Origin of the sequence: Marinobacter sp. EVN1, assembly GCF_000475375.1 — a bacterium.
Classification (GTDB): Bacteria; Pseudomonadota; Gammaproteobacteria; order Pseudomonadales; family Oleiphilaceae; genus Marinobacter; species Marinobacter nauticus.
Genome location: NZ_AXCB01000028.1, coordinates 18,310 through 31,738 on the forward strand (window position 1 = coordinate 18,310; position 13,429 = coordinate 31,738).

A 13,429-nucleotide genomic window follows, 5' to 3' on the forward strand; every position below is an offset into this window, starting at 1 on the left:
CAGGCACGAGACACCCAAAATCTAAATACGGCCGCTGGCTTTGCTGTAAACATCGCCGCGCTCACGTCGCCCTACCGCAATAACTGTCACGAGAATCTCGCCATCCTCGACCTGATAGACCAAACGGTACCCGACGCTCCTTAGCTTTATTTTGTAACAACCTGAAAGCCCGGAGAGGGCATCCGCTGGTACGTGAGGATCGTCGAGTCGTTTGGTGAGTTTTTTCTTGAACTGGTCCCGAATGGCCGGTGCCAGCTTTTTCCATTCCTTCAGGGCTGAGGGCTTGAACGCAAGGCCATATTTAAAGCTCATTCAGGTCAACCCGGATGCTTGGCTCTGAACGGCGTTCTTTCACAATAGCAACCAATTCTTGATCATCCAGTCTATCAAGCATGGCTTCGTAGATCTCAGCCGGAACACAGTAAAATGCAGGCTTGTTCCGGTTTAAAACGGCAATGGGGAAGCCTTCACCAGAATCTACCGCTGCCATAGGGTTCTTTTTGAGTTCTGAGATGCTTGCAGTAATTTCTGAGTAGATTTGATGGGTCATGTGATTACTCCAGAGACCTTTTAACAGGTCACATGATGATAGCGAATACGAGTTTTTGCAAGTGAAAAGACTGGTTAAAAGGTCTCGGTTCGCTGTGCCGATCTCGATGATATGACCGTCATTTTTTCAGAAAACTTTTCCTCTCAGTTTCACACGACAAAGTGCCTATTTTTTTGAAGCTCTTGATGGTCTCTCGGGCTGGGCCAGGAAAAACTACCAAGTTCTTTCCACAAATAGGAGACCAGGGTCTGATTTTACCGGGGAGCGGATGGCAAGCAGGAGGCGACCATCTACGATTCCCTCACTTAGACGTTTTGTAGACGCTCTCCGGTCATTAGGTCCTTGTCGAATGTGTAGCGGTGCATCATTGGATTGTTGTAGCAAATCCCGATTATCCGACTGTTTGTTAATCCCCTTTGTTCCAGAAAGACTGAGCTCTCAAGGCCATACTTATCATTGCACACAGGGCAATTGGCAGAAACTGTAACAACCGAGAGGTGTCGTTCGGTGCTTGATGGGTTGTTCGCCCCGACGTTGGTAATTTCGGCTATACAGACACTACTTAATGGAAGCCTGATCGAATCAACAATAGTGATCTTCCGAGTAATCAGGCGCAGGATCTTCAGTGTTGGTGCTGTGAGCATCAGATCTGCTGCCAGCAGGACAGCGAACAGGGCAACCAGCCAGGGATCATTCGGGTGAAAAAGGTAGATGTACCCGATAGCCAGTGGGAGCAGCAGAAACACCACGACCAGTGCAGACAAGGCAGATAGCCCGCGTGCCTTCTGCGTCCTGAAGAGAGGGTTAGCGATGCTCAGATACCAGGGGGGGCGGCTGATTTTCTCTGTTTTATATCGGATTGTTGAGTAGTCGGAGCCAATAGCGCCAGTCGATTCATCACCGCCGGCTACACCATTATCACCGGTGGTCGCATCATCTGATGTGACGTAAAAGTGTGCCTCTTTGCCCTTGATCCCCTTTACGTACTCAATGTGAGGAAACTTCGTAAGTCTATATTGGGACAGTTCGGTTTGAAGGCGGCTTCGGTTTGAATTGAGTGCTGCCATGAAGTCCTGAAGCCACTTGCGATACGTTTTGTCGTCTCTCTTTCGCTCCTCATCTGAGCTCGTGTCGCATTCCCGAATCTGTGTCGTGGTCAGATAATTGTGACGGGAGAGATGAGAAATACAGTTCATGTAAAACTCGTTTTTCTCTCTGCTTTTTCCGCATAGCTCGTCCTCAAGGATCTCAAAGCACCGGCCCAGGAAGGATGCCTGTCTCTCATTAACGCTTTCCGCCAAAGAATTCATAGCCTGTTGACCCCTGTATTTCCGGAATTTCCGGAATGGAACGAATAACTGCTTGTTTTTGATGATTATCCGACTTGACCGAAGACAACTCAACTTAACAGAGAGAGTTGTCGCCACGTGAAGGAAAGGAGATCAGAAATGGCAGTGGATACGAGCAACGATGGGCTGAGAGTCCCCTTCGGGCTTAGACAGGGGCGGCTCTACCCGCCTCAGGGTACCGAAAGGGGGTTGGCGTGCGAATGCGTGTGCCCGGGCTGCGGCAGCGCTCTGATTGCTAACCAGGGTGAACGAAAGCGGCCTTACTTTTCGCACCATCAGTCACGGGAATGCCTTGGCGGATACGAGAGCGCCGTTCACCTGATGGCCAAGCAGATAATTGATGATCGCAGATATATTGTGATTCCGGAGTTCCGGCACAGTATTGGGAAAAAAATGCCGACCGGAGACGTTCTGTCAGAAGAAATTGTCGTCCCCGGTCGAAGACTGGAGTTTGTCGAGGTCCGGCTGGAGCAGACAGTGGATGGCTTGAGACCCGATGTGATTGGTGTGACCAGCGATGGAATCGAAATACTCATCGAGGTCTATGTCACCCATGCCGTCACCGGAGACAAACGGGAGCGATTCGCGAAAAAGAATCTGGTTGAACTGGACCTGAGCATGCTGCCGCAAGACCTGGTGACAAACGAACAGCTGTTCGCCGAAGAGGTGCTATCCGAAGCCAGCCGCGAATGGATTTCCTGCCAGCTGTACCGCGAGGAAATCAAGGCCGCTCACCAGACACTGCATGAGAAGGTGAAGCGGTTCATTACCGAGCATCGGGCCGGCGTTGAACAGGCAAAGATAGAGCGTCAGCAGCGCCGATTAGCTGAACAGGCCGCAGAAAAGAGGAAGGTCGAGATAGAAAGCCGTAAATCCCGGCTTCGCGAACAATATAGTCGCCAACTTGAACAGCTCCAGACCCAGACATCCGATCAGCAACGTCAGGAACCGCGGCTGGATAGCGGTACATTACAGGCTATCGTTCAGCGCCTTCGGCGTGATGAGCTGCCAGCAGCACTGGCCCACGAACAAAATGGAGACTGGATTTTCAGGGTCCACCGCACCGTCTGGCAGGCGTTTATCTATGAACGGTTTATCCAGGGTAATTCTCGGAACAGTTTGCGGGCCAACGATGTGAAGCGAGCCGTTGTGCGAGAGTTTGGTCTGGTGGAGTGGATCGCGGAGCTTATCAAACTGAAGCATAAGCAAAAAATCCAGGGGTGCAACAGGGGCCAATGGTACGGAAAAAAGGGTGTCTGGTTTTTCACCGATGCCGAGAACCGGATGATCCCGAGTCCTTATCTTTTGGTTCTGAACTACCTCAAAAGGCTGGCTCGCGAAGGGCTGCTGACGCTGGAGCATCGAGGAGGAGATTCTTTCACCGTAAAATTCGATTCATTTTCAGCTCTGGACGGCTATAGAGCCGAACAGGCGGAGAAGGCACGACTTGTAGAACTGGAAGGGGAGAACGCCGCTCTCGAACTGCGAAAACCGGTCCGAGCTGAGCCTGAATGGCAACGGCTGGCTGAAATCGAGAGGAGGAAAAAATATACCGAAGACAACGAAAAACGAATCGCGCACCTGCTCGCCCTGGTCAACTCTTTGTTCGTCAAAAAGGGCGTGAAGGATGTGAAGCGGTGTAACCATTGTAGCCACTTTCAGGAGCTTACTGATGGTGATTCCTGTAAGGAGTGCAACTGCTCGAAGCTATGGGATATTGAATTGACCAGCTCGTATCTGGAGACACTGCCGCACCGGTTGCGATGTTTACCATTGTTTCCGCCAATGGGAGCAGGTCGCAGAGAGCATGGCTGATAGGAAATGTCATGATTTAGCCCTCTTTAGAGGGTGAGGGCCTATAAGTATGGCTCACAAGACTGACTTCTGCCCGCTGAAGGGTTTAGCAGAGGTCGCAAAGCGAACATTCAGATGGTTCGATAACGCTTGGCGTTGCGGCGTGCCGGAGCGCAGCGTAGGCGCGTCCGCCAATAGCTACTGGTTATACGGAATTTGCCACCAACATCTCAGTAGCACCTTTTTGAAACCGGTAACTAACAGGCTGCAATGAGACATCAATCCCATCGGCAGATAATGCGGTCATTACCTGATCCAAATGCTTCGAGACCTCTCCGTCTAAGGATAAAACAGGAAAGACACGGACTTCGGTCGCCACTCTGCATAGCTCCCGCATTGATTTAAGGTGAGTTGCCCCATCCACATGGTCACTGTAGAGAAAAAGATAGTGGGAGCAGAGTGCCAAATCGAACTCGAAGTCGGAAAACGGTAATGATGGCAAAGACGCTGATATATACCGCCCTTGCTGACAACCGGCATCAAAGTCGGCCAGGAACCCCGACATGGCATTCATACGGACCTCGCCAAGATGCTCGACGCTACTCAGTGACCTCCAAATATACTTGTCTGCGTCCTGCCGCATCTTAGTCATGATTTCAGGGTAAACTTCATCAATACGACGACGTATTTCGTCGACTTGAAACTGGTAAACCGGATCACAGGAAACAACTTGGCACCCACGCTCTGTTGCCTCTACATTGAAGCTTGCGGGGCCATCACCGCAACCTAGGATTTTCTTGTTCAGATCATCATCCGATAGCCCAAACATCGCTTGGTATTCCTTTAGCGATCGCCCCCACGGTACTACATTAGCTAAATCCAAAATCGACTCTCCTTAGTCTGTATGACGCCAAAACAAGCGACGACCCGATAGGGGCGTCCGGTGGACGGTCGCCAGGCCGGGAATGAACTTGATCGATTTGTTAAATGTCGTCGCGCCATTCCTTATACTTACACACTCTATCGGACTCAAGCCATGGCACGTCGTGCGAAACCCAAATATGAGCCTCTGGCTTCAAACCGGGATCATCGTCCAGAGTGGCCACCCGAACAATTACGTGTGGCTGCGCAGGCCTCTCGGCGACCAAATGAGAACCACAGCGTTTGCAAAAATGGCGCGATTTGCCAGGAGATGATTCGAACGTAGAAATAGAATTTATGCCGCTGAGCCAACGGAAGTTCTCGCGCTTTACTCCCGCAGTGGCGGCAAATGAGGCCGCATGGGCTTTACGACAAGTCTGACAATGACAATGCACAATCGGCATATCCACAGAGTCGATCTCGTAACTTATCTCGCCACACAAACAGCTTCCCTTCAGCCCCATAGGGGATCTCCTTCTGTACATTGAACGCTTGGCTTTGCGGCGTGCCGGAGCGCCAGCGGTGGGAACCGATGCGGTTAGCGTTTGGTGTGGACTTCCCCCAATAAATTGGACGCGTCCCATCGGCTAAAGCGGTTGGTAACATGGTTAAATGCCATACCGCTTCTATCACGCCAGCGGCCAACAAGGAGCAAAGTAACACAAATTTCGCAATCTGAACCAAGACAAGCACTTTCATCCGGCCCTACCATTTATAACACCGCGAAATAGTTACCAAAGACTCAAGGAGAGAACCGATGACAGAGACGGTAGAAGTTGGGCGCCATGAAGTAAGTACTCCGGATGAATTCTTCAAAATGCCTGAAGAGTATCGGTCACTTGCGAGCCACCTGATGCTGGTACATGCGGAAGGTGAACTGACCGGAGCCGACGATTACACACAGGTTTTCTATAAGATGGCGCCCAACGCATATGAAAAACTAATTTGTTGCGAGCGGGCCGCTGAGGAAATACAGCACTTCGAGCTAACAGCAAAAGTTCTCTCCGACATAAATATTGATACCCATCACATGCTTTCTCAGCACTTCACGGAGAGACCTTACTACTCAAATGAGCTTGTTACGGGCGTCAGAAACTGGATGGAGCGCGGTATTTTCTCTTTCCTGGGAGAATCCGTGGTTCTAGAACACCTTCTTGAGTTTAAGGACTGCAGCTATAAGCCATTTGCGAAAATATTCGAAGATCAAATCATTCGGGATGAACATGTGCATGTTGCCCATGGATTCAGAATCATTCGTGAAGCCAGCTCAAATGACGAAAGCCGTGCACAGGCACAACAGGCACTCGATAGGCTGTGGCCCCATATATTAGGTCTTTTCGGACATGAGAAATCCCAACGTTCGCGGGCATATGTAAAGTGGGGTTTTAGAAAAACCCTCAACGGAGAACTGAGAGAAAATTTCAAGAAGAAAACGATCCCGAAACTCGCGGCCCTTGGTCTCACAGTGCCTCATCATGGGACAGGAGTTAGCGCATGAACTACACAGCAGATCACTACCGCACGAGGGCCACCGGAAAAGCGCTTGAATTACTCGCTAATCAAGAAGATTGGATTACTCGTTTCGAGTTAGTAAAGGGCTTCTCATCAAGCATCCGATCATCAGAATACCATCTCACCAATGCCTGTAACATTCGATGTAAAGGCTGCTGGTTCTTCGAATATGGTCACGATAAAGGCGCGAGGGAGAAGACAGACATAGCTGACTGGCGAGATTTCATAAAGCGGGAAAGTGAAAGAGGTGTGAACTCGGCACTCCTGATTGGTGGTGAGCCTACTCTTTTCGAAGAGAGAATAGCTGAATTTGCAATACACATGGACACTCTGGCTATCTCGACCAATGGGTTAATAAAGCTGCCATTCAGCGCCCCCTTCACCGATGCCACTGTGTTCATTTCACTATTTGGCGGAGGACCGCTTGATGATGATCTCAGAGCTATAAAGCCTAATGGCAAGGCATTCACGGGTCTTTTCGATTCAGCGCTTGCCAACTACAGAAACGACCCGAGGGCTACTTTCGTATATGCAGTTACCGAAGATGGGATTGAATATATTGAGGATACCGTTAAGAAGATCAGAGATAACGGAAATCGTCTGACATTCAATTTCTATAGCAAATACGACAGCAATCATCCTTTAAAACTTGATAATGAGCGACGATTGCTTGAGCTCCTAAGCAATCTGAAAGCCAAATATCCTAAAACGATCACCAACCACCCGGAGCATATCAAAGCAATAGTAACGGGCAACTCCTGGCTGGGAACGTTTAGCTACGAAGTATGCCCAAGCATAAGCAGCGATCACCCGGATAACGTTTCACGCAAATCAAACGGAAACCCCATACTTCCGGGCTTTAACACTTACAAACCAGACCTGGAAACTCTTGAGGTTTGTTGCACTTCCGGCCACTGTAGCGATTGCCGCGACAGTCAGGCAGTCTATAGCTGGCTTCTTACTGGCCTGAAAGCATCTCTAGGGAGTGAAGAATCACTAAAAACCTGGATAGAAGTAGCCGAGGCATATTGGAGCCAGTTCATCTGGTCACCGTATTGCCAGGTCACAGACACCAGCATCAACAATCGCCTAATTGCTACCAGTTAACTTTACGCTCCGAAGGGGGCCCTGTAGAGCACCTAGCAGGGCTGTCGGCCAGGTATTATCTTAGCCGCTCAAGGGTTACCTACACGCCAGAAGATGCTTCTGGAAAAACAAATGGATTTGAAATGAGCCGTCGATCATCAAGCTCCTCCGAGAGCATTCTTTCTCGTCGAATGCAGACAATGAGCAGTTCCGCGATAAGGGATCTGCTCAGGCATTCCAAAATCCCTGGTATGATCTCACTGGCGGGAGGAATACCCGCACCAGATCTCATAGATACCGAAGGGCTTGAAGCGGCCACTTTCCGAGCTGTTGAAAGTGCAAGAAATGCCACCTATCAATATGGACTGACCGAAGGAGAATTGTTCTTAAGGGAAGAAATTGCCTCCCGCATGGTAGCGCAGGGAATCAGCGCGGAACCCGACCATATTCTAGTTACAAGCGGTTCGCAGCAGGCGCTCGACATTGTAGCCAGAGCCTTTCTTGATGAGGGTGATAGTGTGTTGGTTGAAGAGCCAACCTATCTGGCCGCATTACAGGTTTTCAATATGGCAGGAGCGAAGACATTAGTATTCCAAGGTGATCAGTACGGCATTGATTTCACACGATTGGAATCATTGGTTGCCAATAACCGTATTAAGCTGATGTACCTTGTTCCCAACTTCAGTAATCCAACCGGCACAACCCTGCGACTTCCCGAAAGGACAAAACTTGTTGAGTTTGCTATCCGTCATGACATTATGATCGTTGAAGACGACCCATACGGAGATCTTCGATACGACGGAGAGCATGTTGCGTCACTCTTTGAAATAGCCGAACAGTCATTTAACTCGAAAAACCGGGTTATCTACATTTCGTCTTTTTCAAAAACTGTCGCCCCCGGATTACGCTTGGGTTGGTGTATTCCCCCGGAGAGCTATTTTCACTCGCTATGCCGTGCCAAGCAATCTATGGACCTTCACAGTAGTACGCTTTCGCAATACACTGCAGGTTATTACCTGAAAAGCGGCCGTCTTGATGGCCGGCTTCAACTTCTTAAAAAGGCCTACAAATGCCGGCGCGATGCGCTGATAAAAGCTATTTCGGAACATTTGCCAGACGCCCTCGAACTCAACGTGCCCGACGGTGGGATGTTCCTCTGGGGGCGATTTGCAAACGGACTGGACGCATCACTCGTTCTTCAGCAAGCTCTAAGCCATCACGTGATGTTTGTTCCGGGGAAATATTTTTATTGTGAGATACCTGACTTAAGTTCGGTTCGCCTTTCGTTCTCAACGATCACGCCCTCCCTGGCGGACGAAGCTGTTAAGCGGCTTGCGATTGCGATCCAGCGGACGGAACAACGCGAAACTCAAGGGTAGCGAAAACACCGACCATTTTAAACGGAGTTTTTATGGGCCTGAAACAATTCAACTTCCAACATGAAGACGATCGACAACAACTTCTCGCCAACAACGATGGCAGGGGAAGCCGTGAGTATGGATGGCAGAGCATCTTTTTCGAGCGGGTAGAAAAAGATCATTTTGAAACCATTGAACATGCTTTGACCGGTCATTACTTAATGGTAAAGCTCAATTCGGCTGCTCAGGCTAACCGACGCGTAGATGGTACTGTCCGAAAAGAATCGCAAAACAGGGGCTCTGCAGTGTATCTGCCCCACAACTGCCCCCACCAGGTCAGTTATACATCGCCATTGGGTAAGCTACTGTTGATGACCATCCCAGAGAAACTCGTTTCAAGCGTGGCGGAAGAAATGGGCGTTAGCCGCTTCCACGGTCATCCTCTGTTTTTCAAACAAAACAGCTTGCTTCTGGAAACCGCTCTGGCAATCGACAATGAAATCCGAGACGGCAACCCGCATGGTCCAATGTTTGCCGAATTTTATGGTAAAGCGTTGGCGGCACAGATCATCTGCGAAAACACAAGGAGAGTGAGAACCGATAACGCCACCAGGTCAACCTTGACAAATAGGCAAGTTCGCTGGATCGATGAATATATCGAAGCGAATCTTTCCTATCGAATCTTTGTAGATGATTTAGCTCAGCAAGTAGCTTTAAGTCCTTTTTATTTTTGTCGTGTATTCAAATCCGCAACCGGCGATTCACCTCACGTTTATATATTAAGAAAGCGAATAGAATATGCAAGTCAGTTACTCCAGAGCAACGAATACTCCATTTTAGAAATTGCACTTTCTTCTGGCTTCTCAGACGCCTCCAACTTTTCAAAACAATTCAAGAAGTTTACCGGACAAACCCCATCGAACTATCGTAGAGGATTTGAAAAACGACCAATCTTCCTCATGTGAAACCTTTGTGAGGATCGAGTGATTCACAGAGACAAAGTAATGAGTAACCGTGGGGACAGGGTCACACTGTACGTATACCCGCCAAACTGCACACCAACGCTTAAGAGCCGGACGACTGCTCTATTAAAAGCTTCTGATGAATCGCCGACGACCACACACCACTGAACTCCGAAAGTGCGCTGATGTTAATTCCCGGGACGGGGACTCTGGCGCTGATGGGGCTTGGTTTGCTGAGTGTGGGTGTTGCGAGAACCAGGAAAGGCCAGTGATTGACATCCTCGCCCACCCGAAGGCGATTTCTGCGGCGCTAGGTGGCGGCTTTAAGCCGCAACTGAGTCGCTTCGTTGGGTGACTGCTACTGGCGACCTTATTGCATCGATCACTTCACGGGCGAACGGGGCGGGCACCGCCCTTACAAAGTTGATCGTGCCAACCGTGCCAGCGTTGTCTTCAAAGCCGCACTCGATCCAGTGGAACAGCGCTTGGGTTTTGAGGCTCTGAAGGAAAGCTCTCAATCGAATGTTCGCTTCTGTTTAGCTGAGTTCAGAGGATGCCCTGGTCGCAAAGCGAACATTTAGGGCGGCTGAATAACGAAAAAAGGATGCAGATGCGAGAGAACATCTATCGTCGCGCCTAATAACTGGTGGATAGCAAGTAATAAGTAATACAGCCACCCAGCACGCCCACGAAAAGCCCTCCAAAATTGAGGTAGGCCAACAGAGCTGTGATGCCCAGGGAAACCAGGGCAGCACCCGCAGATACCTGCATCTCCTGCAAAAAAATATACGTAACAAAGTTCAGAAACACAGCCGACGGAAGAATCGTCTCTATCCACTTGACCAATCCGTCGGGAAACTGAAAGTCACACAGCACCGGAAGAACTCGAACCAGAAGGCTTGTTACGAGCAGGGCCGCGATCGCGGCCGTCACGCCATCATTCATGCTTTTTCCAATTCTCCAGAATGATAGCAGTGATAAATACACTCGGCATCCAGAAATAGGTGGGGCCTAACCACTCATAACATGCGGCCACCAATACCAGACAGGCCGCGATCATCACCGACTGTCGACGATAGACACCGGATACCCGAATCTTTATTTGCGTGACTGACAGATACACCAGGACAACGCTCGCAGGAAACCCTAAGTGGATATCATTGCTTAACCAAGTACTGGGAATGGCCAACGCCATAAGGGCGCCGAATACGCCGGAGACCACCCAGCACACGAAGATAGTTAACCGAATGATCAGAGTCTCGTGAACCGTATCCTGGCTTCTTTCCGTAGCAAAGGCCTCATCTCCCAGCATGTGTGACACACACGTTCTGGCCAACCCAGTCTTGGGCAAACGTTTGGTGGTGGTGAGGGCGATAGGAAAGTAACGACTGTTGATCGATGCACAGATCAAGAGCATGGTGAGAAAGCTGGCATCGGTCTCGGCCAGCGGAAGCAAAGCGAACTGACCACTCCCGGTAAAGCCAAGAAATCCGGCTGCCAGAACTTCCAACAGGCTCCAGTCCGCCCGGTAAGCGAGCACGCCGAAGAGCATGCTAACCGGGGCAATCGCAATAGCGGACGGAAGTACCCTCATGAAAGCCCGCCTGGTCGACGACGCCTTCCCAGGGGGCCGGTCTATAACCATGTCAAGACTGGGCGAATCAGGCATGGGTTAGACCAACGCTGACCGTTCGTGAGCGGGTCCGTAGGCCCGATTGTGCCAGCGGTTAATTTCAATGACCCAGATATCCCGGTAGCCCACCTCCCCGTCTTCGGGCTCGATGTTGGTAGCGTAATGAATGAAACGCTCATCATCGATCAGAATGGCCTGGTTCTCATCCAAGGTGGTGCGGAACAAGATTTCCCGGGTGTTGGGATCGATCACTTGGGTTTCCCCCCCTTTCACGTTCTGCCGTCGTGCCACGGCGATCACGCTGAATTCGTGGCCATCCCTGTGTGGACCCTCAGGCACCGTAACACCCTTAAATTCAGCGTTCGCGATAACCCTGATTTGGTTCACGTTGATCTGGAACATGTCATTGAGTTCAACGGGCAACTGATTCAGTACGGCGGCAATCAACGGCGTTGGGTCCCCGACAATTTGTTCACGATGCCGAGGGACGCCGCCGGCTTCGGCCAGTTTGATGTAATCGGCCGATTGCACATATTTTCGCTTTGGAAGGGGGGCAAAAAACCACTCCCCTTCTTCCCAATATCCAATGTACTGGGTCAAGCGAATCTCTCTGAGTCTCCCCAGACTGTGCATATCTCTCGGCATATTAGCGAATGAATCCAATAGGCTTTGAGGAATTTCGGGCATATCGATGACACAATACCCATTCTTCAAGTAATCCTGATTGGCGCTGTTTTCAAAGGGAATTTTTTCGGCGAAAGCGGTCATGTAGATATCCTTCCTTAGGCAGGGTGCCACCGACGGTACCCGCAACAGGGTTCACTTTGCTCTCAAATTTCATAACTATGTCCCTATAAGGTGTTTTGAAGTGGAAAGCCTACGCCTCATTACCAAGACGATTAGGCTTCATCCTGACTCCAAGCCGGTAACCAAAGCGTGGAAAAGCCCACTCGGGCCCTCTGCCTAGGAGTCCCGAACGATTCTAGGAATTAGGTCGATAATGGGTCTTGTATGATCGTGCAGATTGGAAGCTAGTTGCGAAGCATCAGGTCCGCCCACCGGCCAGGGGGCAGTCCGTACGTTTTGGAGAAATGGTGCGTCATGTGGCTTTGATCAGCGAAACCACAGGCGGCTGCAACATCTACCAGCGCCATCCCTGTGTTGATCATAGCCTTAGCCTTATCCAACCGACGCAGGGTCAAATAGCGATAAGGACTGGTTCCGAACAAAGCACGAAAATCCCTCGATAGACTCCATCGATCGGTCTCAGACACTTGCTCCAAGCGGTCCATGGTGACGACTTCGCCGGCGGCGTCGAGCATGAATTGTCGAGCCAATTCAGCCGATCGGTAGTTTACTTTTCTACGCCGTGTCTTTTGACCAGACACGTGACTGAGAGCCTGGGCGATCTCGTAGATTCCATCCTCCTCTTCCAAACTATCAAGCTGGCCGTCCAGATCGGTGAGCAAGTTTGAAATGGCAGAGACGATCCGTGGATCGGATGAAATGCCGTCGGCAATAAACGGGAGAGGTTTCCCGCCAAGCACTTGCTGAATGATCTCGGGGGAAAGATAGAGGATTTTATAATGGAAGCCGGCTTCCGTACCCGCCTCACCATCGTGCAATTCATCTGGGTGGATCACCACCGCATTGCCCGGCAAACTATGTCGCATGGACTTGCGATAACTGAAACTATGGACGCCGTTGAGGGTAATACCTAGGGCGTAGGTGTCGTGTCGGTGAGGAGAAAATCCATGACTAGCAAAAAAAGCCTCCATTCGTTCTATTTTTTCGGTGGGCCGGGAAACCTTTGTCCAATCCTTTGTGTACATCATTTAATCTTCCTGATTTTACTTCTAATCCATATTACGTTTACATCGCTAATGAACCTTGGTCTCAGCGCTAGCCAGTAACCTCATCTAGGTCATCCAAGTCCATAGCGCGTTTACATCTAGCAGCCTTCGTGACCTCCCCCTCGCCACCGTCTGAGCGATAACCGCATCAGGGAAAAAACCGAACCAGAATCAATAACGACGGTGCCACTGTCCCAGACGACACCGATGCCGACATGTGGTTTATGGACGGCGACAAACCGAACAACAGGATAGGAAAAATCGGACAACACATCCACTGGGCTGATCCCAGACTCGTTTTTTCGAACAACTTTGTGTCCCACGAGCCCTGGCAGTGAAGCCAAGAATCGACCCCTTTGCTCAGATATACGCTTTGGTTTAGCTCGGCTCGGTCGCAAAGCGAACATTCGA

The 13,429-nt window shown here is 50.2% G+C and carries 14 protein-coding genes and 1 pseudogene; 6 read left to right on the forward strand and 9 right to left on the reverse strand.

Features of this window, described 5'->3' with window-relative positions:
- Positions 1 to 21 precede the first annotated feature (21 nt).
- The 3 genes from Q674_RS33535 to Q674_RS33545 form a co-directional block, all read right to left on the reverse strand.
- Positions 22 to 312: a type II toxin-antitoxin system RelE family toxin gene (locus tag Q674_RS33535; RefSeq protein WP_023009229.1), complete on the reverse strand. Its 291-nt coding sequence runs from the start codon at positions 310 to 312 to the stop codon at positions 22 to 24.
- A complete protein-coding gene (locus Q674_RS33540) occupies positions 302 to 550 on the reverse strand; it encodes a type II toxin-antitoxin system Phd/YefM family antitoxin (protein ID WP_023009230.1) in 249 nt (82 codons plus the stop codon). The genes Q674_RS33535 and Q674_RS33540 overlap by 11 nt, the downstream gene beginning before the upstream one ends.
- Positions 551 to 855: 305 nt before the next feature.
- Positions 856 to 1,860: a hypothetical protein gene (locus Q674_RS33545; RefSeq protein WP_023009231.1), complete on the reverse strand. Its 1,005-nt coding sequence runs from the start codon at positions 1,858 to 1,860 to the stop codon at positions 856 to 858.
- A 138-nt stretch (positions 1,861 to 1,998) separates the two neighbouring features.
- Here Q674_RS33545 and Q674_RS41685 point away from each other — a divergent pair.
- Positions 1,999 to 2,223, forward strand: a pseudogene (locus Q674_RS41685) (competence protein CoiA family protein); the annotation flags it as partial.
- Positions 2,224 to 2,256: 33 nt separating this feature from the next.
- Complete coding sequence (locus tag Q674_RS33550) at positions 2,257 to 3,714, forward strand: hypothetical protein (protein WP_227501228.1); 1,458 nt, start codon at positions 2,257 to 2,259, stop codon at positions 3,712 to 3,714.
- Positions 3,715 to 3,898: 184 nt separating this feature from the next.
- On the opposite strand, the gene Q674_RS33555 is transcribed toward Q674_RS33550, so the two are convergent.
- Entirely contained in the window at positions 3,899 to 4,576 is a 678-nt protein-coding gene (locus tag Q674_RS33555; protein ID WP_031210228.1) for a hypothetical protein, read from the reverse strand.
- A 100-nt stretch (positions 4,577 to 4,676) separates the two neighbouring features.
- On the reverse strand, positions 4,677 to 5,078 hold the full coding sequence (locus Q674_RS40945) for a GFA family protein (RefSeq protein ID WP_200861363.1): 402 nt from the start codon (positions 5,076 to 5,078) through the stop codon (positions 4,677 to 4,679).
- A gap of 293 nt (positions 5,079 to 5,371) precedes the next feature.
- Between Q674_RS40945 and Q674_RS33565 the strand changes: the two genes are divergently transcribed.
- The 4 genes from Q674_RS33565 (at position 5,372) to Q674_RS40695 (ending at position 9,535) form a co-directional block, all read left to right on the forward strand.
- Positions 5,372 to 6,112 carry a Phenylacetic acid catabolic protein gene (locus Q674_RS33565; RefSeq protein WP_023009234.1) on the forward strand — a complete coding sequence of 247 codons (741 nt, stop codon included), beginning with the start codon at positions 5,372 to 5,374 and terminating at the stop codon, positions 6,110 to 6,112.
- Entirely contained in the window at positions 6,109 to 7,233 is a 1,125-nt protein-coding gene (locus Q674_RS33570) for a radical SAM protein (RefSeq protein WP_023009235.1), read from the forward strand. Before Q674_RS33565 ends, Q674_RS33570 begins: the two co-directional genes overlap by 4 nt.
- Positions 7,234 to 7,355: 122 nt before the next feature.
- A complete protein-coding gene (locus tag Q674_RS33575) occupies positions 7,356 to 8,591 on the forward strand; it encodes a PLP-dependent aminotransferase family protein (protein WP_031210230.1) in 1,236 nt (411 codons plus the stop codon).
- Positions 8,592 to 8,623: 32 nt separating this feature from the next.
- Positions 8,624 to 9,535: a helix-turn-helix domain-containing protein gene (locus Q674_RS40695; protein ID WP_023009236.1), complete on the forward strand. Its 912-nt coding sequence runs from the start codon at positions 8,624 to 8,626 to the stop codon at positions 9,533 to 9,535.
- A gap of 633 nt (positions 9,536 to 10,168) precedes the next feature.
- Here Q674_RS40695 and Q674_RS33585 read toward each other — a convergent pair.
- The 4 genes from Q674_RS33585 to Q674_RS33600 all read right to left on the reverse strand — a co-directional run bounded on the left by Q674_RS33585 (position 10,169) and on the right by Q674_RS33600 (position 13,000).
- Positions 10,169 to 10,477 carry a hypothetical protein gene (locus tag Q674_RS33585; protein WP_023009237.1) on the reverse strand — a complete coding sequence of 103 codons (309 nt, stop codon included), beginning with the start codon at positions 10,475 to 10,477 and terminating at the stop codon, positions 10,169 to 10,171.
- Positions 10,470 to 11,126 (reverse strand): AzlC family ABC transporter permease, encoded by a 657-nt coding sequence (locus Q674_RS33590; protein ID WP_023009238.1) that lies wholly within the window; start codon positions 11,124 to 11,126, stop codon positions 10,470 to 10,472. The genes Q674_RS33585 and Q674_RS33590 overlap by 8 nt, the downstream gene beginning before the upstream one ends.
- Before the next feature lie 78 nt (positions 11,127 to 11,204).
- Positions 11,205 to 11,933, reverse strand: a complete 729-nt coding sequence (locus Q674_RS33595) for a 2OG-Fe dioxygenase family protein (protein ID WP_023009239.1) — start codon at positions 11,931 to 11,933, stop codon at positions 11,205 to 11,207.
- Positions 11,934 to 12,196: 263 nt separating this feature from the next.
- Positions 12,197 to 13,000: an AraC family transcriptional regulator gene (locus tag Q674_RS33600; RefSeq protein WP_023009240.1), complete on the reverse strand. Its 804-nt coding sequence runs from the start codon at positions 12,998 to 13,000 to the stop codon at positions 12,197 to 12,199.
- Between the last annotated feature and the right edge of the window lie 429 nt (positions 13,001 to 13,429).